Source organism: Burkholderia sp. Tr-20355 (assembly GCF_017104685.1).
GTDB lineage: Bacteria > Pseudomonadota > Gammaproteobacteria > Burkholderiales > Burkholderiaceae > Burkholderia > Burkholderia seminalis.
Map to the genome: position 1 here is coordinate 1 of NZ_JAAGPK010000027.1, position 25,386 is coordinate 25,386.

The 25,386-nt window shown below is 67.8% G+C and carries 23 protein-coding genes and 4 tRNA genes; 15 read left to right on the plus strand and 12 right to left on the minus strand.

Annotation, left to right across the window (positions count from 1 at the left end; genetic code table 11):
• Positions 1-647, minus strand: a 647-nt coding sequence (gene earP, locus G3N62_RS09770; RefSeq protein ID WP_206141229.1) for an elongation factor P maturation arginine rhamnosyltransferase EarP, incomplete at its 3' end; no start/stop codon positions are given.
• 76 nt (positions 648-723) lie between these two features.
• On the opposite strand from earP, the gene uvrC reads away from it, so the two are divergent.
• From uvrC to G3N62_RS09800, 6 genes are all read left to right on the plus strand, one after another.
• Entirely contained in the window at positions 724-2,766 is a 2,043-nt protein-coding gene (gene uvrC / locus G3N62_RS09775; RefSeq protein ID WP_124670454.1) for an excinuclease ABC subunit UvrC, read from the plus strand.
• A gap of 91 nt (positions 2,767-2,857) precedes the next feature.
• Complete coding sequence (gene pgsA, locus G3N62_RS09780; protein WP_034186518.1) at positions 2,858-3,445, plus strand: CDP-diacylglycerol--glycerol-3-phosphate 3-phosphatidyltransferase; 588 nt, start codon at positions 2,858-2,860, stop codon at positions 3,443-3,445.
• A 149-nt stretch (positions 3,446-3,594) separates the two neighbouring features.
• Positions 3,595-3,670 (plus strand) — tRNA-Gly (locus tag G3N62_RS09785).
• 53 nt (positions 3,671-3,723) lie between these two features.
• A tRNA-Gly gene (locus G3N62_RS09790) sits at positions 3,724-3,799 on the plus strand.
• A 51-nt stretch (positions 3,800-3,850) separates the two neighbouring features.
• Positions 3,851-3,926: transfer RNA gene (locus tag G3N62_RS09795), tRNA-Gly, on the plus strand.
• 99 nt (positions 3,927-4,025) lie between these two features.
• Positions 4,026-4,099 (plus strand) — tRNA-Cys (locus G3N62_RS09800).
• 97 nt (positions 4,100-4,196) lie between these two features.
• Here G3N62_RS09800 and G3N62_RS09805 read toward each other — a convergent pair.
• On the minus strand, positions 4,197-4,745 hold the full coding sequence (locus G3N62_RS09805) for a GNAT family N-acetyltransferase (protein WP_034186519.1): 549 nt from the start codon (positions 4,743-4,745) through the stop codon (positions 4,197-4,199).
• Between the two features lie 47 nt (positions 4,746-4,792).
• Positions 4,793-5,416 (minus strand): helix-turn-helix domain-containing protein, encoded by a 624-nt coding sequence (locus G3N62_RS09810; RefSeq protein ID WP_034186520.1) that lies wholly within the window; start codon positions 5,414-5,416, stop codon positions 4,793-4,795.
• 149 nt (positions 5,417-5,565) lie between these two features.
• On the opposite strand from G3N62_RS09810, the gene G3N62_RS09815 reads away from it, so the two are divergent.
• The gene (locus tag G3N62_RS09815) at positions 5,566-5,802 is read left to right on the plus strand and encodes a ParD-like family protein (protein ID WP_034186521.1); all 237 of its coding nucleotides are present in this window, start codon (positions 5,566-5,568) and stop codon (positions 5,800-5,802) included.
• Complete coding sequence (map, locus tag G3N62_RS09820; protein ID WP_124670453.1) at positions 5,802-6,608, plus strand: type I methionyl aminopeptidase; 807 nt, start codon at positions 5,802-5,804, stop codon at positions 6,606-6,608. Before G3N62_RS09815 ends, map begins: the two co-directional genes overlap by 1 nt.
• A gap of 96 nt (positions 6,609-6,704) precedes the next feature.
• Here the strand turns inward: map and G3N62_RS09825 are convergent, their stop codons facing one another.
• Positions 6,705-7,208, minus strand: a complete 504-nt coding sequence (locus tag G3N62_RS09825; protein WP_034186523.1) for a GAF domain-containing protein — start codon at positions 7,206-7,208, stop codon at positions 6,705-6,707.
• A gap of 79 nt (positions 7,209-7,287) precedes the next feature.
• Positions 7,288-8,205 carry a LysR family transcriptional regulator gene (locus tag G3N62_RS09830; RefSeq protein WP_069705371.1) on the minus strand — a complete coding sequence of 306 codons (918 nt, stop codon included), beginning with the start codon at positions 8,203-8,205 and terminating at the stop codon, positions 7,288-7,290.
• A 111-nt stretch (positions 8,206-8,316) separates the two neighbouring features.
• Here G3N62_RS09830 and G3N62_RS09835 point away from each other — a divergent pair, with 111 nt between their 5' ends.
• Together G3N62_RS09835 and G3N62_RS09840 are read left to right on the plus strand one after the other, a co-directional pair.
• Positions 8,317-9,189, plus strand: coding sequence for a pirin family protein (locus G3N62_RS09835; RefSeq protein ID WP_049029664.1), 873 nt, complete (start codon positions 8,317-8,319; stop codon positions 9,187-9,189).
• Between the two features lie 144 nt (positions 9,190-9,333).
• Positions 9,334-9,819, plus strand: coding sequence for a GNAT family N-acetyltransferase (locus tag G3N62_RS09840; RefSeq protein WP_034186526.1), 486 nt, complete (start codon positions 9,334-9,336; stop codon positions 9,817-9,819).
• Between the two features lie 10 nt (positions 9,820-9,829).
• Here G3N62_RS09840 and G3N62_RS09845 read toward each other — a convergent pair whose 3' ends face one another.
• From G3N62_RS09845 to G3N62_RS09855, 3 genes are read right to left on the minus strand one after another with little or no spacing between them, the layout of a single operon-like run.
• A complete protein-coding gene (locus G3N62_RS09845; protein ID WP_069705373.1) occupies positions 9,830-10,699 on the minus strand; it encodes a cytochrome c oxidase assembly protein in 870 nt (289 codons plus the stop codon).
• Positions 10,700-10,709: 10 nt separating this feature from the next.
• Entirely contained in the window at positions 10,710-11,156 is a 447-nt protein-coding gene (locus tag G3N62_RS09850; RefSeq protein WP_124670452.1) for a copper chaperone PCu(A)C, read from the minus strand.
• Between the two features lie 8 nt (positions 11,157-11,164).
• Positions 11,165-11,800, minus strand: coding sequence for an SCO family protein (locus tag G3N62_RS09855; RefSeq protein WP_124670451.1), 636 nt, complete (start codon positions 11,798-11,800; stop codon positions 11,165-11,167).
• Between the two features lie 282 nt (positions 11,801-12,082).
• Between G3N62_RS09855 and otsB the strand changes: the two genes are divergently transcribed.
• Together otsB and otsA are read left to right on the plus strand one after the other, a co-directional pair.
• Entirely contained in the window at positions 12,083-12,835 is a 753-nt protein-coding gene (gene otsB, locus G3N62_RS09860; protein WP_034186530.1) for a trehalose-phosphatase, read from the plus strand.
• On the plus strand, positions 12,832-14,220 hold the full coding sequence (gene otsA / locus G3N62_RS09865) for an alpha,alpha-trehalose-phosphate synthase (UDP-forming) (RefSeq protein WP_034186531.1): 1,389 nt from the start codon (positions 12,832-12,834) through the stop codon (positions 14,218-14,220). The genes otsB and otsA overlap by 4 nt, the downstream gene beginning before the upstream one ends.
• A gap of 77 nt (positions 14,221-14,297) precedes the next feature.
• On the opposite strand, the gene G3N62_RS09870 is transcribed toward otsA, so the two are convergent.
• Positions 14,298-16,130, minus strand: a complete 1,833-nt coding sequence (locus G3N62_RS09870; RefSeq protein WP_124670450.1) for an ABC transporter ATP-binding protein — start codon at positions 16,128-16,130, stop codon at positions 14,298-14,300.
• Positions 16,131-16,695: 565 nt separating this feature from the next.
• Between G3N62_RS09870 and G3N62_RS09875 the strand changes: the two genes are divergently transcribed.
• Positions 16,696-17,760, plus strand: coding sequence for a glycosyltransferase family 4 protein (locus G3N62_RS09875; RefSeq protein WP_034186533.1), 1,065 nt, complete (start codon positions 16,696-16,698; stop codon positions 17,758-17,760).
• 236 nt (positions 17,761-17,996) lie between these two features.
• Complete coding sequence (locus G3N62_RS09880; RefSeq protein ID WP_124670449.1) at positions 17,997-18,806, plus strand: hypothetical protein; 810 nt, start codon at positions 17,997-17,999, stop codon at positions 18,804-18,806.
• Positions 18,807-18,862: 56 nt separating this feature from the next.
• On the opposite strand, the gene gudD is transcribed toward G3N62_RS09880, so the two are convergent.
• On the minus strand, positions 18,863-20,215 hold the full coding sequence (gudD, locus tag G3N62_RS09885; protein WP_034186535.1) for a glucarate dehydratase: 1,353 nt from the start codon (positions 20,213-20,215) through the stop codon (positions 18,863-18,865).
• A gap of 361 nt (positions 20,216-20,576) precedes the next feature.
• Between gudD and G3N62_RS09890 the strand changes: the two genes are divergently transcribed.
• Positions 20,577-21,326, plus strand: a complete 750-nt coding sequence (locus G3N62_RS09890) for a FadR/GntR family transcriptional regulator (RefSeq protein WP_059560683.1) — start codon at positions 20,577-20,579, stop codon at positions 21,324-21,326.
• Between the two features lie 137 nt (positions 21,327-21,463).
• Here G3N62_RS09890 and G3N62_RS09895 read toward each other — a convergent pair whose 3' ends face one another.
• Both G3N62_RS09895 and G3N62_RS09900 read right to left on the minus strand, forming a co-directional pair.
• Positions 21,464-22,612, minus strand: coding sequence for a branched-chain amino acid ABC transporter substrate-binding protein (locus tag G3N62_RS09895; RefSeq protein WP_034186537.1), 1,149 nt, complete (start codon positions 22,610-22,612; stop codon positions 21,464-21,466).
• 375 nt (positions 22,613-22,987) lie between these two features.
• On the minus strand, positions 22,988-25,132 hold the full coding sequence (locus G3N62_RS09900; protein ID WP_124670448.1) for a phospholipase C, phosphocholine-specific: 2,145 nt from the start codon (positions 25,130-25,132) through the stop codon (positions 22,988-22,990).
• Between the last annotated feature and the right edge of the window lie 254 nt (positions 25,133-25,386).

A 25,386-nucleotide genomic window follows, 5' to 3' on the forward strand; every position in this document is an offset into this window, starting at 1 on the left:
TTTTGCGGGACGGCGAGCTCGAGGCGTGTAGGGGCGGGCGACGGCGGCGGCCCGCCGGGCGCGGCGCGCGACCGCGCGGGGGGGGCCGCGGCGTCGGCATCGAAGGCCGTCCGGCGCGCGTCGAGGTCGTGCTCCTTCGGCACGCCGCCGGTGCCGGCCGACAGGCCGGGGAAGAAGAACGTCTTCAGCAGCGGGTAGCGCGGATGCGGCGACGGCCGCAAATGGAAATCGGCGACCCAGTCCTCGGCGCTCAGGTATTCGAGGTTGATCCACACGGGCCGACGCTCGCGGCGCGCCATCGCCGCGAGATACGCGCCGGGCAGCTCGCACGCGAACGCCTCGATCACGACATCGGCGATCTCCAGCGCGTCGCCGACTTCCGCATGCCAGTGCTCGATCGCGATCGCGTCGATCGTCTGCCGTCCGGCGCCGGGATCGACGCTCGGCAGCAGGCGCGCGAAGGTGCGCAGGTCGTCGACGAACAGCCGGACCTGCCAGCCGTGCTCATGCGCGAGCTGGTGCGCGACGCGCCAGCACACGCCGATGTCGCCGAAATTGTCGATCACCGTGCAGAAGAGGTCGCAGGCGATCGGTTCGCCCGGCGCGAGCGTCGCGGCGGGGTGTGGGGCAGCGGTGGTGCGTGGCATCGAAGCGGGCCGGTGAATGCTCTAAACTGGCGATTCTAATAGACCCGTTCCGCGTTACAAGGCGCCCGGATCACGCATGACAGCCCCAGAAGCCTCCGATACCCCGTTCGAACCGAAGAAGATCCTTGCGCAGTTGCCGCACATGCCCGGCGTCTATCGTTATTACGACACGGCGGGCGCCGTGCTTTACGTCGGCAAGGCGCGCGACCTGAAGAAGCGCGTATCGAGCTATTTCACGAAGACCCAGCTGTCGCCGCGCATCGCGATGATGGTCACGCGCATCGCGCGCATCGAGACGACCGTCACGCGCTCGGAAGCCGAGGCGCTGCTGCTCGAGAACAACCTGATCAAGGCACTCGCGCCGCGCTACAACATCCTGTTTCGCGACGACAAGTCGTATCCGTACCTGAAGCTCACCGCACATCGGTTTCCGCGGATGGCCTACTACCGCGGGTCGGTCGACAAGCAGAACCAGTATTTCGGGCCGTTCCCGAGCGCGTGGGCCGTGCGCGAGAGCATCCAGATCCTGCAGCGCGTGTTCCAGTTGCGGACCTGCGAGGATTCGGTGTTCAACAACCGCACGCGGCCGTGCCTGCTGCACCAGATCGGGCGCTGCACGGCGCCGTGCGTCGGCGCGATCTCCAGCGAGGATTACGCGGTCGACGTGTCGAACGCCGCGCGGTTCCTGCTCGGCCGGCAGTCCGAAGTGATGAAGGAACTCGAGCAGAAGATGCATGCGTTCGCGGCCGAGCTGAAATTCGAGCAGGCGGCGGCCGTGCGCAACCAGATGAGCTCGCTCGCGACGGTGCTGCACCAGCAGGCAATCGAGGTCGGCGGCGACAGCGACGTCGACATCCTCGCCGTCGTCGCGCAAGGCGGGCGTGTGTGCGTGAATCTCGCGATGGTGCGCGGCGGCCGGCATCTCGGCGACAAGGCGTATTTCCCGACGCACGTCGAAAGCGCGCTGACGCTCGCCGAAGGTGGTCTTGGCGACGAGGCCGAGTCGTCGGAAGCGGCCGACACAACCGGCGCGACTGCCGCCGCGGTGCCCGACCAGCCCGCGGAAGAAGCCGGCAGCGTGCGCGGCGGCGCGGCGGCATCGGTCGAGGCGGAGGTGCTCGACGCGTTCATCGCGCAGCACTACCTCGGCAACCGCGTGCCGCCGGTGCTCGTCGTCAGCCATGCGCCGGCGAGCCGCGACCTGCTCGAGCTGCTGTCCGAACAGGCCGGCCACAAGGTGTCGCTGGTGCGGCAGCCGCAGGGGCAACGGCGCGCGTGGCTGTCGATGGCCGAACAGAATGCGCAGATCGCGCTGATGCGGCTGCTGTCCGAACAGGGCTCCCAGCAGGCGCGTACGCGCTCGCTGGCGGAAACGCTCGGCTACGACATCGACGATCTCGCGACGCTGCGGATCGAATGCTTCGACATCAGCCACACGATGGGCGAGGCCACGCAGGCGTCGTGCGTCGTCTACCATCATCACAAGATGCAGTCGGGCGAGTACCGCCGCTACAACATCACGGGCATTACGCCGGGCGACGATTACGCGGCGATGCGGCAGGTGCTCACGCGCCGCTACGAGAAGATGGTCGAGCAGGCCGCGCAGGCGGCCGCGGTGGACGAAGCGGCCGGCATCGACGGCGAATCGACGCGCCAGGCCGAGGCGTCGAGCCTGCTGCCGAACATCGTGCTGATCGACGGCGGCAAGGGGCAGGTCGAAATCGCGCGCCAGGTGTTCACCGAGCTGGGGCTCGACACGTCCATGCTGGTCGGCGTCGCGAAGGGCGAGGGGCGCAAGGTCGGCCTCGAGACGCTCGTGTTCGCGGACGGCCGCACGCCGCTCGAACTCGGCAAGGAGAGTGCCGCGCTGATGCTCGTCGCGCAGATCCGCGACGAGGCGCACCGCTTCGCGATCACCGGCATGCGGGCGAAGCGGGCGAAGGCGCGCCAGACGTCGCGGCTCGAGGAACTCGAGGGCGTTGGCGCGAAACGCCGGCAGCGGCTGCTCGCGCGATTCGGCGGATTGCGCGGCGTGGTGGCCGCGAGCGTCGAGGAACTCGCGAGCGTCGAGGGCATCTCGCACGCGCTCGCCGAACAGATCTACAAGCAGCTTCACTGACGCGCCCGTGCGGCCGGGCTGTCTCGCCAGCGTTCTTGTGGCAGGCCGGTCGACACGGCACAATTGCGAATCCTTTACTGTCCCGCATGCCATGCCGTTCAATTTCCCGATTTTCCTGACGTGGGTACGGATCGTGCTGATTCCGCTCGTCGTCGGCGTGTTCTACCTGCCGGACACGGTGATGGGCGGCGCGCACCGCAATCTCGCGGCGGCGGCGATCTTCATCCTCGCGGCGCTGACCGACTGGTTCGACGGTTATCTCGCACGCAAGTGGAACCAGACCTCGTCGTTCGGCGCCTTTCTCGATCCGGTGGCGGACAAGCTGATGGTGACGGCCGCGCTGCTGATCCTCGTGCAGATTTCGCGGGTCGATGCGGCGATCGCGCTGGTGATCGTCGGCCGCGAGATCGCGATCTCGGCGCTGCGCGAGTGGATGGCGCAGATCGGCGCATCGAAGAGCGTCGCGGTGAACCAGCTCGGCAAGTTCAAGACCGCATGCCAGATGGTCGCGATCCCGATGCTGCTGTTCTACGGGCCGCTGCCGCTCGGCGTCGTGACGATCGACACGCGCGTGTGGGGTGAGTGGCTGATGTATCTCGCGGCGGTGCTGACGATCTGGTCGATGCTTTACTACATGAAGCTCGCGTGGCCGCAGATCCGTGAGCGCGGCGGTGCGTGAAACGTGCGTCTCGCGTTCGGTCGAGGCGGTTTTTGTAAAAAGGGCTGGAAAAGCCCTTGACACACGAATGTGCCTTCGACATAATCTCGCTTCTCCGCTGCACGACGAAGTAAGCGTGTGACGGGGAAGCAGCAGTAGCGTAGCAATACGCGGGAGTAGCTCAGTTGGTAGAGCGCAACCTTGCCAAGGTTGAGGTCGCGAGTTCGAGACTCGTCTCCCGCTCCAGATTTTTTCTGGCAGCGCGTTGGTTGGCGAAGCGCTGCAGATGCAGGACCCATGCGGGAGTAGCTCAGTTGGTAGAGCGCAACCTTGCCAAGGTTGAGGTCGCGAGTTCGAGACTCGTCTCCCGCTCCAGATTTTTCTGGCAGCGTGTTGGTCGGCGAAGCGCTGCAGGTGCAGGACAATGCGGGAGTAGCTCAGTTGGTAGAGCGCAACCTTGCCAAGGTTGAGGTCGCGAGTTCGAGACTCGTCTCCCGCTCCAAGTAATGGGGAAGCCAAGCTTCCCTTTTTATTTGATGGACTTCCGGTCCTCGAATAGAAATCTGTCGCTTGCCTCACGGCATCCGGACAGTCCGCTTTTGGCGCGATAGCAAAGCGGTTATGCAGCGGCCTGCAAAGCCGTTTAGGCCGGTTCGACTCCGGCTCGCGCCTCCAGGTAGGAAGAGAAAAAGCCCCGCTTCGGCGGGGCTTTTCTTTTTTCTGCATCGTTTGCCGGCCGCCGTACGGGATGCATGCGACGGCCTCCGCGCAATCAGCCATCCACCGGCTGCGCGGGCGTATCGAGCTTCAACTGATAGAACGCCGCGTCGAGCCAGCGGCCGAACTTGAATCCCGCCTCCGTGATCGTGCCCGAGTGCACGAATCCCAGTTTCGTATGCAGTGCGATGCTTCCGGCATTGGTCGCGTCGATGCAGCCGACCAGCACGTGCACCTGCGCGTCGCGCGCACGACGGACGACTTCGCGCAGCAGCAGTTCGCCGAGCCCGCGGCCGCGCTGGTCGCTGCGCACGTAGACGCTGTGTTCCACCGTGTACTTGAATGCAGGGAACGCACGGAACGTGCCCCAGCTCGCGAAGCCGAGCAGCGTGCCCGATGCGTCGACGGCGCCGACGACCGGAAACCCGCCCGCGCGTTTCGTCGCGAACCACGTGACCATCGCTTCCGGCGGGCGCGGCCGGTAGTCGTACAGCGCGGTCGAATTCGCGATCGCGTCGTTCAGGATCTCGAGGATGGCCGCTGCGTGCTCGGCTTCACTGCAATCGATCAGGCGCACGTCGTCGTGCTGTTTCGGGGAATTCATACGGGTTCCTGGTGGGGTTGAACGGGGGCGTACACCCCGCGCATGCGTTACGCGTTCCGCGCGCCGGCCGCGCCGGACGCATCGCAGATCACGACGACATAGCGCGCGGGATGCGGCGACGGATTGCTGAAGATCAGCGGCTGGTCGAGGCGCAGGGCCAAGCAGTCGCCTTCGTGAAGCGCGTGCAGCGCATCGCCGAGCGTGACGTCGACGCGGCCGCTGATGACCCACACCTGCTGATGCAGCACGCGCTCGCGTCCGCCGCTGTCGTACGCGACACGCGCGCCGGGCGGGAAATCGACCTCGACGAGCTGGATCGGCGACGGCCAGCCGGCCGGGGAGAGATTGCGCCGCACGTAGCCGGACGCCGGATCGCGCCACTCGGCCTGCTGCGCGCGCCGGGCCAGCGGCTGCGCGGGCGCGTCGTCCCGGTCGCCGCCGAACAACCCGGCCAGCGAGATGCCGAGGCCGGCCGCGAGCTTGTCGAGCACGACGGCCGTCGGGCTGGCCGACGCGCGTTCGATGAGCGAGATCATCGAACGGCTGACGCCGGAACGCGCGGCCAGCGCATCGAGCGTGTAGCCTCGAACGGTGCGCAGTTCGCGCACGCGCCGTGCGATGCGCTCGTTGATGCCGCTGTCGTCGGCCGCGGTGATCGTGGATTCTTTCATGATGGATTGATTTTCCAGCAAACTGGAATTTGATGTCAACGGCATTTGCCGCAGCCGACGGAGAGGGGGGGCGGGATTCGGGCAGCTTGCCCGGCGGGCGTGCGCAGCGTAATATACGAAATAGCTACGTTTCGTTTAATTGGGGATATATGGGCATCATCAAGATTTCCGAGCACATGCATGAACGGCTGCGCTCGACGAGCACGGCGCTGAGCCGTTCGATCAACGCGCAGGCCGAACACTGGCTGCGCGTCGGAATGCTGGCGGAACTCAACCCGGCGCTGTCCTACGGCGACATCTGCAAGATGTTGATCGAGGCCGAGGCGCGGGGCGGCGACGTGGGGCCGGCGGAACCGGTCGCGTCGCAGATCGAGCAGGTGGCGTAATGGCGAAGCGAGAAATCCCGATCCGCGGGGCCGCGGAAATCGCGAAGTCGCGCGAAGCCGCGAAGCTCGCGTCGCAGGTGCTGACGATGATCACCGAGCACGTGAAGCCGGGCGTGACCACCGACGAGCTCGACGCACGCTGCCGCGAATACATCGTCGACGAACTCGGCGCGATTCCCGCGAACATCGGTTATCACGGTTATCCGAAGACGCTGTGCACGTCGGTCAACCATGTGGTCTGTCACGGCATTCCGACCTCGCGGCCGATGCGCGACGGCGACATCGTGAACCTCGACATCGCGGTGATCAAGGACGGCTGGTTCGGCGATACGAGCCGCATGTATTTCGTCGGCGAGCCGAACGAACTGGCGCGGCGCCTCGTCGCGGCCACCTACGAGGCGATGCACGCGGGCATCCGCGCGGTGCGTCCGGGCGCGACGCTCGGCGACGTCGGCTACGCGATCCAGCAGGTCGCGCATCGCGAAGGGTTCAGCGTCGTGCGCGAGTATTGCGGGCACGGCATCGGCGATGTCTATCACGACGAGCCGCAGGTGCTGCATTACGGCCGCCCGGGCACCGGCGTGCCGCTGCGGCCGGGGATGATCTTCACGATCGAGCCGATGCTCAACGCGGGCAAGCGCGACACGCGCGTGCTGGCCGACGGCTGGACGGTCGTCACGAAGGACCATTCGTTGTCCGCGCAATGGGAGCATATGGTCGTGGTGACGGAAACGGGCTTCGAGGTGCTGACCGAGGACGCGAAGCCGCAGGCGTTCGCGGCGCTGTCGGGCACGCACGCGGCGTGACGCCGGCCGTGCGCCGCGTATGACGAGGCGCGGCACTGCAATGAGACGGGCCCTTTCGCGGGGCCCGTTCCGTTTGCGGCGACCGGCCGGCGCGGCTCAGCCGCGCGCCTTCTGCCACGCGTGTTCGACGAACACGCGGCACAGCGCTTCCATGCCCTTGCGATCTTCGTCGTCGAAGCGCGCGGCGACCGGGCTGTCGACGTCCCACACGCCGATCAGCGTGCCGTCGCCGGCCACCAGCGGGACGACGATTTCCGATTCCGAGGCCGCGTCACACGCGATATGGCCGGGAAACTCATGCACGTCGCGCACGACCTGCGTCTCGCGCGTCTGCGCGGCGGTGCCGCACACGCCCTTGCCGAGCGCGATGCGCACGCACGCGGGCTTGCCCTGGAACGGGCCGACGACGAGTTCGGTCCCGTCGAAGAAGTAGAAGCCGGCCCAGTTGAGACGATCGAGCGCGTGATAGACGAGCGCGGAGAAATTCGCCGCGTTGGCCGTCAGGTCGCGTTCGGACTCGACGAGCGCGCGTGCCTGCTCGACGAGCGTCGCGTATTGATCGGCCTTGGAGGCGTTGGGGTCGTTGGACAGCGTGAACATGGCGGGAAAGCGATAAGGGTTGTGAAAAGACGCGTGGCGCGTACCGCAGTCTACGGCACGCGCGTGCGGTCTGCAGCGCTCAGTCGGGCTCGAGTTCGGCAAACCGCTCGGCCAGGAAGTCGAGCAGCGCGCGCACCGCGGGCAGCAGCCCGCGGCGCGACGCGAACACCGCGTGCACGATCTCGCGGCGCGGCGCCCAGTCCGGCAGCACGGTGACCAGTTCGCCGCGCGCGACTTCGTCGCGGACCATCATCGTCGGCAACTGCACGACCCCGACCCCCGCGACGGCCGCCGCGCGCAGCGCGAGCATGCCGCCCGTCACGAGGCGCGGCTGGTGATGGATTTCCGCGTGCGCGCCGTCGGGCCCGCGCAGCCGCCACACGTGGGTGGACTGCGGCACGCCGTGGTCGAGGCTCGGCAGGCGGGCGAGATCGGCGGGAACGGCCGGCGCGCCGCGCTCGCGCAGCAGCGCGGGGCTCGCGACGAGGCACTGGCCGCGCTCGGCCAGCACGCGCAGCGCGAGATCGCTGTCTTCGAGCGGCGGCGGGCGCACGCGGATCGCGACGTCGATTCCTTCGCCGACCACGTCGACGCGACGGTTGGTTGCTTCCAGATGAATTTCGACGCGCGGACACGCGGCCATGAACGCGGCAATCATCGTCCCGACCAGCGAATCGAGCAGCACGACCGGGCAGCTGACCCGCACGATGCCGCGCGGCTCCTCGTGCAGCAGCGCGATCGCCTCGTCGGCCGCGTCGGCCTCGACGAGCATCGCGCGGCAATGCGCGTAGTACGTCTGGCCGACGTCGGTGACCGTGAAGCGGCGCGTCGAACGCTGGATCAGCCGCATCCCGAGCCGTGCCTCGAGCAGCGCGACGCGGCGGCTCAGTTTCGATTTCGGCATGTCCAGCGCACGCCCGGCCGGCGCGAAGCCGCCGTGTTCGACGACCTGCACGAAGTAGTAGAGATCGTTCAGATCCCGTGCTTTATCGTTCATGAAATAGAACGCTGAGTGCGATTTCGGCAGTCTACCGGATCGATCGTTCCACCACTATATTGCTACCCATGGATGCGAAACACGTGTTTCGCCGCAATTTGGAGAAGGGCCATGAAGAAGATCCAGGGTGTGTACAGTGCGCCGCGCGGACATTGGGTCGGCGACGGTTTTCCAGTGCGTTCGATGTTCAGCTACCAGTCCCACGGCGCGCACCTGAGCCCGTTCCTGCTGCTCGACTACGCTGGCCCCGCGACGTTCGAGCCGGGCTCGGTTTCGGCGCCGCGCGGGGTCGGCCAGCATCCGCACCGCGGGTTCGAAACGGTGACGATCGTCTATGACGGCGAAGTCGCGCACCGCGATTCGACCGGCGCGGGCGGCACGATCGGCCCGGGCGACGTGCAGTGGATGACGGCCGCGAGCGGGATCCTGCACGAGGAATTCCACTCGGAGGCGTTCACGAAGCGGGGCGGCCCGCTCGAGATGGTGCAGCTGTGGGTGAACCTGCCCGCCGCCGACAAGATGGGCGCGCCCGGCTATCAGACGCTGCTGAACGCGGACATTCCCGTGGTCGAGCTGCCGGACGGCGCCGGGCGTGCGCGGATCATCGCCGGCGAACTCGACGGGCGGCGCGGCCCGGCCCGCACGCACACGCCGATCGACGTGTGGGACGTGCGGCTCGTGGCCGGCGGCCACGCGCGGTTCCCGATCGCCGAAGGGCGCACGCTCGCGGTGGTCGTGCTGAGCGGCACCGTGCAGGTGAACGGCGAGACGGTCGCGCGCGAAGCGCAGTTCGTGCAACTCGGCCGTGACGGCAGCGACGTCGAGATCGAAGCGAACGGCGACGCGAAGCTGCTGATCCTGAGCGGCGAGCCGATCGACGAGCCGGTCGTCGGCTACGGTCCGTTCGTGATGAACTCGCAAGCGGAGATCCGTACCGCGATCGAGGACTTCAACGGCGGCCGCTTCGGCCAGATGCCGGCATGACAGTCGTGACGGCATGACGGACAGGCCCCGCGCAATGCGGGGCCTTTTTTTCGCGCGCGGGCAGGCGGTCGTGCGCGACAGGCGCTTCGAGGCATAATCGACGGTTGTCGCGCGCCGGCCGGCGCGCCCGAATCAGGACCGTACATGAACGCATCCGCCGCATCCCCGAGCGCTGCCGATCTCGACTGGCGCTGGAAATCCTTCGACGCGCTGACGGCGCGCGAAGTCTATTCGATCCTCGAGGCGCGCAGCGCCGTGTTCGTCGTCGAGCAGAACTGCGTGTATCGCGATATCGACGATGCGGACCAGGCCGCATGGCACCTCGCCGCGTTCGATCCGGCCGGCCGCCTGGCCGGCTATCTGCGCGTGCTGCTGCCCGATGCGCAGCATACCGACGTGCGTATCGGCCGCGTGCTGACGACCGCCGCGTTTCGTGGTGCGGGCCTCGGCAACGGGCTGCTGTCGCGCGCGCTCGAGCACATCCGCGCGCAATGGCCGGATACGCCGGTGAGCCTGCACGCGCAGGCTCACTTGCAGCGTTTCTACGGGGCGTTCGGCTTCACGCCGAGTTCGGACGTGCATGACGAGGACGGCATCCCGCACGTGTGGATGAGCAGCGCGCGCGCATGACGCGCAGCGGTCAGTGCGCGGCGCGGGGCACCGGCGGCTTGTCCGCGTGCCGCGCCGCGCGTTCGCCGATCAGGCGGCCGCGCGCGGAGAGCCGCAGCCAGTGCCGCAGCGCGATCAGCGCGCCGATCACGCTCATCATCGAGCCGGGAATCCACAGCAGCAGCCCGCCGATCTGCTGATCGCGCAGCGGGCTCAGCCACGTGAAGGCACGGCCGCAGATCGAGTAGATCGGATACAACTCGTGCGGCGTGAAGAAGATCAGCGCGCCGAGCGCGATCTGCGGCGGGATCGCCGCGACGACGATCAGGATCCGGCGCCCCGGCGACAGCCGCGCGGGCGGCGCGGGTCGCGGATCGACGACGAGCCACCAGAACAGCAGCCCGTCGATCACCATGCTCCAGTTCATCACGCGATAGAGCCGCCAGTCGAGCATCGCGATGAAGTGGATCGGCGAGAGCAGCCAGAAATAGATCAGCCCGACGAACAGCACGACCGCGACGACCGGATGGAACACCACGTCGAGCGTGGCCCGGACGGGCGCCCACGCGAGCGCGGGGCGCACGAAGCGCTGTCGCCAGCGGAACGGGATGCCCGCGCGGATCGCCGCGCCCGGATACGACAGCGCGATGAAGAACGGCCCGAGGTGGTGCAGCACGAGATGCTGCGCGCGATGCATGAAGAACTCGTGCTCGAAGAAATAGTCGAGCCGCGTATGCAGCGCGATGTAGAGCGCCGTCAGCCCGAACCAGAACGAGAACTGCCGCAGCGGCGACACCTTCGCCTTCTTCACGCCGCGCGCGAACAGCACGGCCGCCGTCAGCACCGCGATGACGACCGTCGGCGACGGCTCCCACGGGTCGAGCCAGTACAGGAGGTTCATTGCGCGCGGATCACTTCGCCTGGGCCGGCGACTTCACGGCAAACGGTGCGTTGACCGTTTCGCCGTCGGAGAATTTCAGGCGCAGGTGCACGGTGTCGCCCGGCTTGATCGCGTGCTTCGGTTCCTCGAGCATGAAGTGATAGCCGCCCGGTGCTATGTCGACCTTGCCGCGCGCGGGGATCGTCAGCTTGTCGACCATTTCCATCTTCTGCGTCGAGCCGTTCGACACGGTCTGGTGCAGCATGGCCATCCCGTAGTCGGGGCTGTCGACGTCGACGAGATCGACCGGCTTGTCGCTCGTGTTCACGAGCGTCACGTAGCCGCCCGCGGGCAGCTTGTTCGGCAGCCAGCGCACCCACGCGCCCTGCGCGGTGATCGCGCCGGCGGCATGGGCGGGGGCGCCGGCGCACAGCGCGGCGAGGAGGGCGAACGTCTTGAGGGTCGTCTTCGTGTTCATGGCGGAATTCAGGTCGTGGAGGCGGTGTCGATGATCCGGCGCACATCGGCGGCGATGGCGTCGGGCGAATCGCGATCGGTCGCGAGCAGGCGCGCGCGGCCGGTTGCGTCGAAGATGTAGACGGCCGAGCTGTGCGTGACTTCGTAGCCGCCGGACGGATCGCGTTTTTCCATCTGGTACGCGACGCGATAGCGTTTCGCGAGCGATTCGATCTGGCCGTCGGTGCCGGTCAGGCCGCGCGCGTGCGCGGCGTCGAACGCGGCGACGTACGACTGCATCATCTGCGGCGTGTCGCGCGCGGGATCGACCGATACGAACAGGATGCGCACGTCGTTGGCCCGCGGGCCGAGCTTGCCGAGCACTTCCATCAGCCGCGCCATCGTTTCGGGGCAGACATCGGGGCAGTGCGTGTAACCGAAGTAGACGAGCGCGACGCGGCCGTGGAACGCATCGGCGTCAACGGGACGGCCGTCGCCGCCCGTCAGCGTGAACGACAGGTCGGGCAGGTGGCCGGTGACGTTGGTCAGGTTCCAGCGCGGCTCGTCGTGCGTGCACGCGGCGAGCGTCACGGCGGCGGCGAGGGCCGCGGCCGTGCGGATGAGGCGGGGGAGGCGCCACGGCGGCGCGGGACGGGCAGACGACATCCTGGGGCTCGATCGGTCGGAAAAGTGGCCGGCCGGCGGTGATGCCAGGCGTCGCGCGGCAGGCGGTTGCGACTGTAGCGCAATTCGCGCGCCCGCGTCCTTTCGAAACCCGTACGGGGCGAGCGAGCGGGGCAATATGTCGCAGTTGACGCAAGCGGCGGCGCGCGGCAGGCGACGTACCGGTTTCGCCCATCTCGGTGCGCAGGCGCGGTAAGATGCGCACAATTCCATTCGCGCAGCGGCGGCCCGTGGTTGCCGGCCGACCCTCAGACTATCGAATCGATGCAATCCGTTCCGGCTTCCCTGTCCCTGACCGATACCGCGTTCTTCTTCGACTTCGACGGCACGCTCGTCGAACTCGCGCCCACCCCCGACAGCATCCATGTTCCGCCGTCGCTGCTGACGCTGCTGGACGCGTTGCGCCGCCGCTCGCACGGGGCGGTCGCGATCGTGTCGGGGCGCGGCATCGACAACCTCGACACGTTCCTGCAGATGCCCGGCCTGCCGATCGCGGGCCTGCACGGGGCGGAGCGCCGCGATGCGAACGGCGACACGCAGCGCATCGGCTTCAACGACGAACGCCTGTTGCGCATCGAGCGCGAGCTTGCGGGTGTCGTCGACCGTCATCCGGGCATGCTGCTCGAAATCAAGGGCGCGGCCGTCGCGCTGCACTTTCGCAATGCGCCCGAGCGCGAGGCGGTCGCGCGCGAAGCGGCCGAGCGTCTCGTGGCCGACTATGCCGATGCATACGTGCTGCAGCCCGGCAAGATGGTGTTCGAGATCAAGCCGAAGGGCGTCGACAAGGGGCGTGCGCTGGCGGCGTTCCTCGATGAACCGCCGTTCGCGGGGCGCATGCCGCTGTTCGCGGGCGACGACCTGACCGACGAGAAGGGCTTCGCGGTGGTCAACGCGCGCGGCGGCCTGTCGATCAAGGTCGGCGCGGGCGAGACCTCGGCCCGCGCGCGGCTCGATTCGGTCGACGCGCTGCATGAGCAGATCGCGCGCTGGCTCGGCACGGGGCAGCCGCACGCATGAGCCGGCTCATCATCGTTTCAAACCGCGTCGCACCGATTTCGGAAGGCGAACCGGCGGCGGGCGGCCTGGCGATCGGCGTCTATGACGCGCTGAAGGAGACGGGCGGCATGTGGTTCGGCTGGAGCGGCGAGGTCGTCGCATCCGGCGCGCCGCAGCCGCAGATCCGCATCGAGGAGCGCGGGCCCGTGACGTTCGCGACCGTCGGGCTGTCGCGCCGCGATTACGACCAGTACTACCGGGGTTTCTCGAACGCCACGTTGTGGCCCGCGTTTCATTACCGCGCGGACCTGATCCAGTACGACCGCCACGAATTCGACGGCTATCGTCGCGTCAACGTGTGGCTCGCGCAGCAGCTCGTGCCGCTGCTGCAGGACGACGACGTGATCTGGGTGCACGACTATCACCTGATTCCGTTCGCGCGCGCGCTGCGCGAGGCCGGCGTGAAGAACCGGATCGGCTTCTTCCTGCATATCCCGTTTCCGGCCGCGCAGGTGCTCGTCAACGTGCCGCCGCATCGCGAACTCGTCGAGTCGCTGTGCGCGTTCGACCTGCTCGGCTTCCAGACCGAACCTGACTTGCGCGCGTTCTGCGACTACGTCGAGTTCGAGGCGGGGGGCGACGTCGAGCGCGACGGGCACAACACCGTGCGCGTGCGCGCGTTCGGCCAGACGCTGCGTGCGGCTGCCTATCCGATCGGCGTCTATCCGGACGAGATCGCGTCGCTCGCGCAGGCGGGCGAACACGGCAAGGCCGTGCGCACGCTCGCGACGTCGCTGCGCGGGCGGCAGCTGATCATGAGCGTCGACCGGCTCGATTATTCGAAGGGGCTCGTCGAGCGCTTCCGGGCATTCGAGAAGCTGCTCGAGCACCAGGCGTCGATCCGCAACCGCGTGTCGTTCCTGCAGATCGCGCCGTCGACGCGTGCGGACCTGCGCGCGTACCAGGATATCCGGCTGCAGCTCGAAGCGGAGTCGGGGCGCATCAACGGGCGCTACGCGGAGCTCGACTGGGCACCGATCCTCTACATTCACCGCCAGTACGACCGGCAGGTGCTGGCCGCGCTGTACCGGCTCGCGCGCGTGGGCTTCGTGACGCCGCTGCGCGACGGGATGAATCTGGTCGCGAAGGAATACGTGTCCGCACAGAATCCGGACGATCCGGGCGTGCTCGTGCTGTCGCGTTTCGCGGGCGCCGCGCGCGAGCTGACGGGCGCGCTGATCGTCAATCCGATCGACATCGACGGGATGGCCGATGCGCTGTCGCAGGCGCTGACGATGCCGCTCGCCGAGCGGCGCGCACGCTATACGGACATGATCGCGCAGCTGCGCGAGAACAACGTGTCGGTGTGGCGCGACAACTTCCTGCGTGACCTGCAGCACGCCTGACCGGCCGTTTCCGCGCCAATGAAAAAAGCCGCGGTGCGTGATGCACCGCGGCTTTTTTGTCGGCTGGCGGGGGCGCGTCAGGCCACGCGCTCGCCGGTCGGCGTGTTGCCGTCGTGCGCCGGGTGATGGCGGCCGTGCTGTTTCGCGAGCAGATCGCGGTACAGGCCGGGGCGATTGCGCAGCACCTCGGGCGGGCCGTCGTCGATCACCTTGCCGTTGTTCATCACGATGATCCGGTCGAAGTTGCGCAGCGTCGACAGGCGGTGCGCGATCGCGATCACCGTGCGGCCGACCATCAGGCGGTCGAGCGCGCTCTGGATCGCTTCCTCGGACGCGCTGTCGAGTGCCGACGTCGCTTCGTCGAGCAGCAGGATCGGCGCGTTCTTCAGGATCGCGCGCGCGATCGCGATGCGTTGCCGCTGGCCGCCCGACAGCTTGACGCCGCGGTCGCCGACGATCGTGTCATAGCCTTCCGGCATCGCCTCGATGAACTCCGCGCAACGCGCGTCGCGCGCGGCGGCGAGCACTTCGTCGCGGGTCGCGTCGGGGCGGCCGTACGCGATGTTGTCGTAGATCGTCCGGTGCAGCAGCGAGATGTCCTGCGGCACGAGCGCGATCGCATGGCGCAGGCTGTCCTGCGTGATCGCCTTCACGTCCTGGCCGTCGACCTTCACGACGCCGTCCTGCGTGTCGTAGAAGCGCTGCAGCAGCGCGAGCACGGTCGACTTGCCGGCGCCCGACTTGCCGATCAGGCCGACGCGCTGGCCCGGTTCGATATGGAGATCGAAGTGGTCGAGGATCGCGCGGCGGTGCGGATACGCGAACGTCACGCGCTCGAAGTCGACGCGGCCGCCCGTGGCCGCCAGCGGCTGCGCGTCGGAGCGGTCGGGCATCCCGTGCGGTTCGAGCAGCGTCTTCACGGCCTCGGACAAGCGCGCGACGTGCTGCGTGACGTCGACGAGCGCGACCGCGAGGTCGCGCGTGCCGTGCAGGATCGTGAAGCCGAGCGAACTGACGAGCACGATGTCGCCCGACGTCGCGCGGCCCTGGTCCCACAGCCACAGCGCCCAGCCGAGCAGGCCGGCGGACAGCATCGCGGTGATCACCGCGTGCAGCAGGCGCAGCTTTTCGAGATAGAGCAGGCTTTGCTGGCGCGCGTCCATCTCGGCCTTGACCGTCGCGCCGAAGCGCTTCTGCTCGCGCAGCGTCATCCCGAACGCGCGCACGAGGCCCATGTTGCCGATCACGTCGACGAGTTCGCCGTCGACCGCCGCGGCCTTCGCCGCGAACGCATGGTGACGGGCCGAGCCGCGGCCGGCGAGCTTGAACAGGATGATGGACAGCACGGCCGAACAGCCGAGCAGGCCGGCGGCCATCAGCGGATTGACGACGATGATCATCAGGATCGCGCCCATTACCGCGATGCACGGCGGCAGCACGTTCCACGCCATCGTGTTCTCGGACGTATACACCGCGTTCGACGTGGCCGTGATGCGGCTCGCGAGCGTGCCCGGCTGCTTCTCCGAGTAATACGTCGGCGAATGGCCGATCAGGTACTGAAACAGGTCGCGCCGCAGGTCGCCGGTCACGGCGACGAACGTGTGCGCGGCGACCCAGCCGCCGACGCGCCACAGCAGGTTGTCGGCCGCGATCAGCCCGACGAGCAGCGCGAACGCGCTCCACAGCGGACCCGGGTGATGGCGCCCGGTCGCGAGCACGTCGATCAGGTGCTTGATCGCATATTGCGAACCGAGCGCGCAGCCGACGGCGGCCAGCACGCTGAAGAGCACGATGAGGTGCGCGACGGGGTGGAGGCGGATGTAGCGGAACAGGAACGCGATCGGCCGGTGCGCGTAGCTCGACAGCTTCGCGTTGTGGGCGTTGCGCTGGGCAGGGGTGAGATATTCCAAAATATGCGTGCGGTGATTCGGTGATTGAGCGTGGCGGCTGGATCGCATGCCGGCGTTCGCCCGGACTGAATAATCCGGCATTGTAAACAAGGCCGTGCGTCGCGCTGCGCGAATCTTGCCTTGGCCAGGGGCTCGCGGTCGATTTTGAGATAAAATCCGGCATCCCGTCCTGCCTCGTGTGCCGGAATCACGCTGCCGGCAGCCACGGGTGACGAGGATCGCCAAAGGGCCTTCCACTCTAGAACGGACACCCGAGTCCGCGGGTTGCAAAGTGTTGCGCCTTTGTAACAAAGTAAAGTGTTTGAAATGTTGTGCGCCGTATCGGGATTAACCCTAGATAATCGGCTCCGGGTTCGATTCCAGGTTTTTTTACGAACCCCTGTCAACGGGTCTTCGTTTCAAACGTTCTATGCCTGTCGCGTCGCCGACGCTCCTTGAGCAGCGCGGGTTCGACGTCCCCGGCAGGCTGATTCGTCCGATGGTTCGGATGAAAAGCATCCAGCCCGGACCGCCGGCAGGTTGCCGACCCATACCTGGTTTTTAGCCGATTTTTTAGGAGTTACGCATGCGAATCGCCCAAATCGCTCCGTTGCATGAAGCGGTACCCCCGAAACTGTACGGTGGTACCGAGCGAGTGGTGTCCTACCTCACCGAAGCACTCGTCGAGATGGGGCATGACGTCACGCTCTTCGCGAGCGGCGATTCGCAAACCTCCGCGAAGCTCGAAGCGTGCTGGCCGCAGGCGCTGCGCCTCGACCCGACGATCCGCGACGTGATGGCCCCGCACATGCTGCTCCTCGAGCAGGTGCGCCGCCGTGCGGAAGAGTTCGACGTCCTGCACTGCCACATCGACTACTACCCGTTCTCGCTGTTCTCGCGCCAGCCGGTCCCGCATCTGACGACGATGCACGGCCGTCTCGACCTGCCGGAACTGCAGCCGATCTTCAATGCATTCAGCGACGTGCCGGTCGTGTCGATCTCCGACAACCAGCGCATCCCGCTGCCGCAGGCGAACTGGCTGTCGACCGTCTACCACGGCCTGCCGGAAAACCTGCTGACGCCGATCCCGAACGTGAAGCCGAGCTACCTCGCGTTCCTGGGCCGCATCTCGCCGGAGAAGCGCGTCGACACGGCAATCCGCATCGCCGAGCAGGCCGGCCTGCCGATCAAGATCGCCGCGAAGCTCGACAAGGCCGATCGCGCGTACTACGAAGAGAAGATCAAGCCGCTGTTCGCGCTGCCGCACGTCGAGTACATCGGCGAAATCAGCGAAGCCGAGAAGACCGAATTCCTCGGCAATGCACATGCGCTGCTGTTCCCGATCGACTGGCCGGAGCCTTTCGGCCTGGTGATGATCGAGGCGATGGCGTGCGGTACGCCGGTGATCGCGTTCAAGCGCGGCTCGGTGCCGGAAGTGATCGACAACGGCGTGTCGGGCTTCGTCGTCGAAGACGAACTGTCGGCCGTCGCGGCGCTCAAGCGCCTCGATACGCTGCCGCGCGAGAAGGTTCGCGCCGCGTTCGAAGCACGTTTCTCGTCGAAGGTGATGGCGCAGAATTACGTGAAGGGCTACGAGGAACTGCTGCGCCAGAAGCGCCGCACGGTGCTCCGCGAAGTCAACGCAAGCTGATCGCGGGCCGCCGCCGCGCTGCGGCGCGCGGCCGTCATCGACGCCCCGTCCGGGTTTCCGGCGGGGCGTTGTCACATCCGCGGCGCGGATGTGTTGTATTCTCGCCGCGCCCGGCGCCGCGAACGCCCCCCGAAGCGGCCCGGCACGCCATCCGGCCGTCTGTCCAGACGGTAATGTCCCTATAATGGCCGTGCCGTGAAATCCGGCCCTGTACGAATATCAAGAGGAGAGCAGTCTTGGCGAGAACGAAAACCACGCGCGCAGCGCCGGCCCCCGGCGCCGGTGTGATCTTCGCGTTGCGCGCGATCGGTCTCGTGCTGCTCGCGCGCTGGCTGTTCTCGATGTCCCAGATGGGCTATCGCTCGTCGCTGTCCGCGATGGTGTCGTCGCCGTGGGCGTTCGTCTACCTCGTGCTGATCTTCCTGCTGCTCGCGCTGCCGGGCGCCGTCGCGCGCGCCGAGCGGCCGTTCCATCCGCTGCCGCAGTGGCTGCGTCAGGCGCTGCGCGTCTTCGCGCTGATCGGTTTCCTGTTTGCCGTCTGGTCGATCGGCGCGTTCACGTGGGCGGCCGGCTGGCGCCGCGCGCTGCATGCGGTGACGGCGACCAACGGCTGGCTCGTCGCCGCGCCGGCGCTTTACGCGGCCATCGTCTGGATCTGCCGCCCGCGGCCGCTGTGGCGCACCAACGTGGCCGCCCGCCGCTTCGCGGTCGGCCGGTATGCGATTTCACTCGACGTGCTGACGCGTACCGCGATCGTCTGGATGGAAAGCCGCAAGGTCGGCCAGTACGACGCGCGCGAGCTGTCGGTGCGCTGGCCGGGCCGCAAGGCTGCCGTGCCGGGCGAGCAGGGCGCGGCGGACGGGCAGCCGGCAGTCGTGCCGCCGCGTCGCGGCAGCCTGTTCAATCGGCCCAAGGTCGAACTGCTGTGGGATTCGCCGGCGGCCGTCGGCCACAACCGGCAGATCGTGATGCGCGCGCCGCTCGCGACCGAAGGCGACCGCGTCGCGGTGCTCGCGCTCGACGCGGCGCTCAAGCAGATCGTCTGACAGGGCGGGGACGGCACGGGCAACCGGGCGATCCGGGCGCCCGGTTCGTTCCGCGTTCAGCGCACGAGGCAGGGGCGCTTGTTGTTGAACGTCCACCCCGGAATCAGGTACTGCATGGCCGCCGCATCGTCGCGGGCGCCGAGGCCGTGCTGCTTGTACAGCTCGTGCGCGAGCGCGACCGCATCCATGTCGATGTCGATGCCCAGGCCCGGCCGCTTCGGCACCTCCACCAGCCCGTTCTCGATTTTCAGCGGCTCGCGCGTCAGCCGCTCGCCGTCCTGCCAGATCCAGTGCGTGTCGATCGCGGTGACCTGGCCCGGTGCGGCGGCCGCGACGTGCGTGAACATCGCGAGCGACACGTCGAAGTGGTTGTTCGAATGCGAGCCCCACGTGAGACCCCAGTCGCGGCACATCTGCGCGACGCGCACCGAACCCTGCATCGTCCAGAAGTGCGGGTCGGCGAGCGGGATGTCAACGGCCTGCAACTGCACCGCGTGGCCCATCTGCCGCCAGTCGGTCGCGATCATGTTGGTCGCCGTCGGCAGCCCCGTCGCGCGGCGGAATTCGGCCATCACCTCGCGGCCCGAGTAACCGTTCTCCGCGCCGCACGGATCTTCCGCATACGCAAGCACGTGATGCTGATCGCGGCACAGCCGCACGGCTTCGTCGAGCGACCAGGCGCCGTTCGGGTCGAGCGTCACGCGCGCGTCGGGGAAGCGTTCGGCGAGCGCCGTCACGGCCTCGATCTCGCTCGCGCCTTCGAACACGCCGCCCTTCAGCTTGAAGTCGTTGAAGCCGTAGCGCGCATGCGCGGCCTCCGCGAGCCGCACGACGGCCTCGGGCGTCAGCGCGGCTTCGTCGCGCACGCGCGTCCAGTCGTCGGTCGCGCCGCTGCCGTCGCGATAGGCGAGCGCGGTTTTCGTGCGGTCGCCGATGTAGAACAGGTAGCCGAGCATTTCGACACGGTCGCGCTGCTGGCCTTCGCCGAGCAGCGCGGCGACCGGCACGCCGAGATGCTGGCCGAGCAGGTCGAGCAGCGCGGCCTCGAGCGCGGTGACCGCGTGGATCGTCGTGCGCAGGTCGAAGGTCTGCAGCCCGCGGCCGCTTGCATCGCGATCGGCGAAGGTGCGCCGCACGTCGTTGAGCACCGCGTGGTAGTTGCCGACCGGCTGGCCGACGACGAGCGCGCGCGCATCGTCGAGCGTGCGGCGGATGCTTTCGCCGCCCGGCACCTCGCCGACGCCGGTTCGGCCCGCGCTGTCCTTCAGGATCACGAGGTTGCGGGTGAAGAACGGACCATGCGCGCCGCTCAGGTTGAGCAGCATGCTGTCGTGGCCGGCGACCGGAATCGCTTGCAGGTCGACGATGCGCGGCGTGTCGTGGGAAGGCGAGGCAGTGACGGCGTTCATGGGCGGCGATGGCAGAAGAGTAGGCAATGCCGTGCGGCAAAAGCTTTGCCGCGCGCGGCGGGAGGTGCGATCATTCGACAACCGACGTGCGCGGCGCGCAAGGCCCGCATGTCGACAGCAACCCGGAACGGGGGTGGGAGCGACAACGAGACCAGCGGAGCGCGGAACGCGAATGCTGGCCGATCGTCAGGCACGAGACCAGGCGGCGCTGAAGTGCCGGCCCTGAGTCGAAAGGAGATCCGTGCACCGATCATCAGTCGTCGGATGACTTGTGACGCAGTATAATGAATCATCGGCTTTCGCTCAAACCCCGCGTAAACCCTCGGCTCACATTACGATCATTCAAAAAGGAACCGGCCTCATGTCCGTGCCCACGCTTCCCGCAGCGCCGCGCCGTCGCGCACGCAGCCTCGCACAAGATGTCGTCGACGCGCTGACCGCGCAGATCGAAAACGGCACGCTGCGTCCCGGCGACAAGCTGCCGACCGAAACCGAAGTCATGGCGGCGCAGGGCGTGAGCCGCACGGTCGTGCGCGAGGCGATCTCGCGGATGCAGGCGAGCGGCCTGATCGAGACGCGCCACGGCATCGGCAGCTTCGTGCTGGAGCCGTCGCGCCGCCAGACGCTCGGCATCGATCCCGCGACGATCACGACGCTGCGCGACGTGCTCGCGGTGCTGGAACTGCGCATCAGCCTCGAGAGCGAGTGCGCGAGCCTGGCCGCGCAACGCGCGAACGATGCCGACCTCGCCGCGCTGCGGCGCGCGCTCGACGCAATCGCGACGGGCGCGGGCGGCGGCCGCGATACCGCGCAGCTCGACTTCCAGTTTCACCTGCAGATCGCGCAATCGACCGGCAACCGCTATTTCGTCGACATCATGACGCAGCTCGGCACCTCGATCATCCCGCGCACACGCGTGAATTCGGCGCGCTTCGCCGGCGACGACCTCGAGCGCTACGTCGGCCGGCTGAACCACGAGCACGAGGATATCTACGAGGCGATCGCGCGCCACGACCCCGAAGCCGCGCGCGCCGCGATGCGCACGCACCTCACGAACAGCCGCGAGCGGCTGCGCCGCGCGCACGAGGCGGCCGAGGCCGAAGCCGGCTGACCGTCGCGTCACGGGGCCCGCGTTGGCGTGGGCCCGGTCGAATCGCTTCAACATCAGTCGTCATACAAGATCGATGCGACGGCATCGATCCGCCCGGCCTGGCGGCGGGTTCGCCGCCAGGCCGCCTGCATGACCGATCAGCCTCCCTTCGTCACGATCGTCTTCCACGCGCCGCTCTTCACCTGGTAGAGCGTCGACATCCCGCTCTTCAGCGAACCGTCGTTCGCGAACGAGATGCGGCCGGTGACGCCTTCGAAGTCGATCTTCTTCAGCGCCGGGCGATAGACCTTCGGGTCGGTCGAGCCGGCCGCCTGCATCGCCTTGATCGCGGCCCACGCCGCGTCATAGCCGAACTGCGCATACGACAGCACGTCGACGCCGAAGCGCTTCTTGAAGCGCTGTTCGAAATCCTTCCCCTGCGGCAGCTCGTCGAGCGGCTGGCCGTATTCCCACGCCATCGCCCCTTCTGCGGCCGGACCGGCGATCTTGATGAACTCGTTGTCCTTCACGCCGCCGCCGCCGACGAACTGCGCGTTCAGCCCGAGCTGGCGCATCTGCTTGATGAAGTTCGCGGCGAGCGAATCGAGGCCGCCGAAGAAGATCAGGTCGGGGTTCTTGCCTTTCAGGCTCGTGATCTGCGCGCGGAAGTCGACGGCCTGGTTGCTGGTGAACTCGCGGCCGATGATGTTCCCGCCGGCGGCCTTCACGGCCTTCTCGAACTCGTCGGCCTCGCCCTGGCCGAACGCGGTGCGGTCGTCGATGATCGCGATGCGCTTCGCCTTCGTCACGTCGACCGCGTACTTGCCCGCGTTGCCGGCGTTCTGGCCGTCGGTCGCGATCACCATGAACATGTTCGCGAGCCCGCGCGACGTGAGTGTCGGGTTGGTCGCGGCCGGGTCGATCACCGGGATGCCGGCCTTGTCGTAGACGACCGATGCCGGAATCGTCGTCCCCGAGTTGAAGTGACCGACCACGACCGACACGTTCTGGTCGACCAGCGCCTGCGCGGCCTGCACGCCGATGCGCGGGTCGGCCTGGTCGTCCTGCACGACGAGATTGAAGTGAGCCGGCTTGCCGGCGATCTGCACCTTCTGCGCGGCGGCATCGTCGAGCGCGAGCTGCACGCCGTTCTGCAGATCCTTGCCGTAGCCGGCGTTCACACCCGTGAGCGGTGCGGCGAAGCCGACCTTCACGTCGGTTGCGTCGGCAGCCTGGGCGGCCTGTTGCGAGAGGAGGGCCAGCGCGGATGCAATCGACACCGACAGCAGGGAATGACGGAATTTCATGTTGTTCCTCTTGTTCGACACCAGCGAGTGGGTACCGCGCGCGTCCGGGCGAGCCGGGCGCGTGCGACGGGCGGGCGGTTCGACCGCTTCTCGGAATCGGGCGGGGAGGTCGGCATCGCGATCTTCGGAACACGCCCCCGTCAGGCTCGGTGAAGAGCCCCGATTGTCTCGATATATAGGTCGCCGATATGCGCGGGTCTTGGCAATTTGCTGCGCATTCGATGCGGATTTGCGCATAGCTTCCGCGCGGGCAGGACCGGCCGGTATCGGGAGTTTCCCGTTGCGGACGGAAGGGGCGAAGAGGAGGGCAGGAGGAGGGGGCGAGACAAGGGCGCGGCACGGCCCGCCGGGGGCCGTGCCGCGCAAGCGATGCCGTCAGTCGGACAGCGCGTCCGATGCGGCCTCGGTGTCGTCGTGCGACGCGTGCGTGCGGATCAGCGGATCGCTGGTGCTCGGGCGGCCCGTTTCGACGTGGCCCGCGAAGCGGCGCAGGAAGCCGAGCAGCCGGCCGTCGCTGACGGTCAGGTCGTACCAGCCGTGGCTGCCGCGCAGATCCCAGTAGTCGTCGACGTGCGCGCCGGGCGCGAGGTCGAACGTGCGCGGGCGGCCATGACCATAGGCGTTCGTGACCTTGAGCCGCACGGCCTTGTGGCCGCGGTTCATCAGGCGCAGCGTGATGTTGCCGTTCGCGACGTCATAGCCGTAGATCACCTCGGGGTTCACGTTCGCGCTGCCCACGCCGGTCGCGAACGGGCCGCGGAAATGGCAGTAGAAGCCGTTCGGGCCGTACACGTCGAGGTCGTACAGGCCGAGCGATGCCGCCGCGCTCCACGTGTCGGCGACGCGTTTGCCGGCTTCGACCGTGTACGCCCACGGGCCGTCCAGGCGGTTGCGCGACTGGACCTGGAACGCGGCGCCCGCGCGGCCGGTGTTCGCGAAGGTCAGCCGGAACTGGCCGTTGACGGATTCGACGCGGCCGTGCACGAACAGCTCGTACGGCAGCGCGCGCGCCGGACGCAGCCCGGCCTCCTGCTTCGGCAGCTTCTGCAGCACCGGCGGCACCGGGATGTAGTCGGGATGACGGTTGCGGTCGGGCGGCGCGTAGCCGCTCGTGTCGGGCAGCGTCGGCCAGCCGGCATCGGACGTCGCGAAGTCGAACGCGGCGGTCAGGTCGCCGCACACCGTACGGCGCCACGGCGACACGTTGGCGGCCGTGACCGGATATTGCGCGCCGAACCGTGCCTCGATGAATTGCAGCAGCGACGTGTGATCGAAGGTCTGCGAGCAGACCCAGCCGCCCTTGGTCCACGGCGACACGACGAGCATCGGCACGCGCGGCCCGAGCCCGTAAGGGCCGGCCATGTGCGACGCGTCGCCGGCGAACACCTCGTTGGTCGTCGCGACCGTCGACAGCCCGTTGTCGCGCGACTGCGGCGCGAACGGCGGCGGCACGTGGTCGAAGAAGCCGTCGTTTTCGTCGTACGTGATGAACAGCGCGGTCTTGCTCCACACGTCGGGATTCGACACGAGCGCCTTCAGCACCTGCTCGATGTACCACGCGCCGTAGTTCGCGGGCCAGTTCGGGTGCTCGGAATACGCTTCCGGCGCGCAGATCCACGACACCTGCGGCAGCGTGCCGTTCTTCACGTCCTGCTGCAGCACGTCGAACAGCGTGCCGCCCGCGCTGATGTTGGTGCCGGTGCGCGCCTTGTCGTACAGCGGCGTGCCGGGCAGCGCGGTGCGGTACTGGTTGAAGTAGAGCAGCGCGTTGTCGCCGTAGTTGCCGATGTACGGGTTCTGCGTCCAGCCCCACGAGCCGTTCGCGTCGAGGCCCGTGCCGACGTCCTGGTAGATCTTCCACGACACGCCGGCCTGTTCGAGCACTTCCGGATAGGTCGTCCAGCCGTAGCCCTTTTCCTCGTTGCCGAGCACCGGGCCGCCGCCCGTGCCGTCGTTGCCGACGTAGCCCGTCCACATGTAGTAGCGGTTCGGGTCGGTCGAGCTCGGGATCGCGCAGTGGTAGGCATCGCAGATCGTGAACGCATCGGCGAGCTGGTAGTGGAACGGGATGTCGTCGCGCTTCAGGTACGCCATCGTCGTGGTGCCCTTGTTCGGCACCCACTGGTCGTAGCGGCCCTTGTTCCATGCGGCGTGCATGTCCTGCCAGCCGTGCGGCAGGTCCTGCAGGAACTGCAGGCCGAGCTTGTCGGCGCCCGGATGGAACGGCAGCAGTTCGGCCGGACCGACCGGCTGGTGGAACACCGACTTGCCGTTCGCGAGACGCAGCGGGCGCGGGTCGCCAAAACCGCGGACACCGCGCATCGTGCCGAAGTAATGGTCGAACGAACGGTTCTCCTGCATCAGGATCACGATGTGTTCGATGTCGCGGATCGTGCCGGTGCGGCGGTTCGCGGGAATCGCGAGCGCATCGCGGATCACGGGCGGAAACAGGTTCAGCGCGGCGGCGCCGGCAGTGCCGGCGGCGACGCGCAGGAAGTCACGACGGTTCGATCGGGTCATGGTCGTTATCGTGCGTTAAAGGGGGAAGCCGATTGGCGGGACCTGCTGGAAGGGCGCGCTCCGGGGCGCAGGATGCGGCTGCGCGGGTTCGTGCCGCCGCGAGCATAGCGAGAAATCGGTGTCATTCATGTGAAGTCCGGAAACGTTTGCAGATGCGGTGAAACGACGGCGAAGCAGCATCGGGACACGGGGCGCCCGCGGTCGTGGCGCGGCAGGGGAAGCGGGCAAGCGGCGCAGGCGGCTCGCCGGTGAAG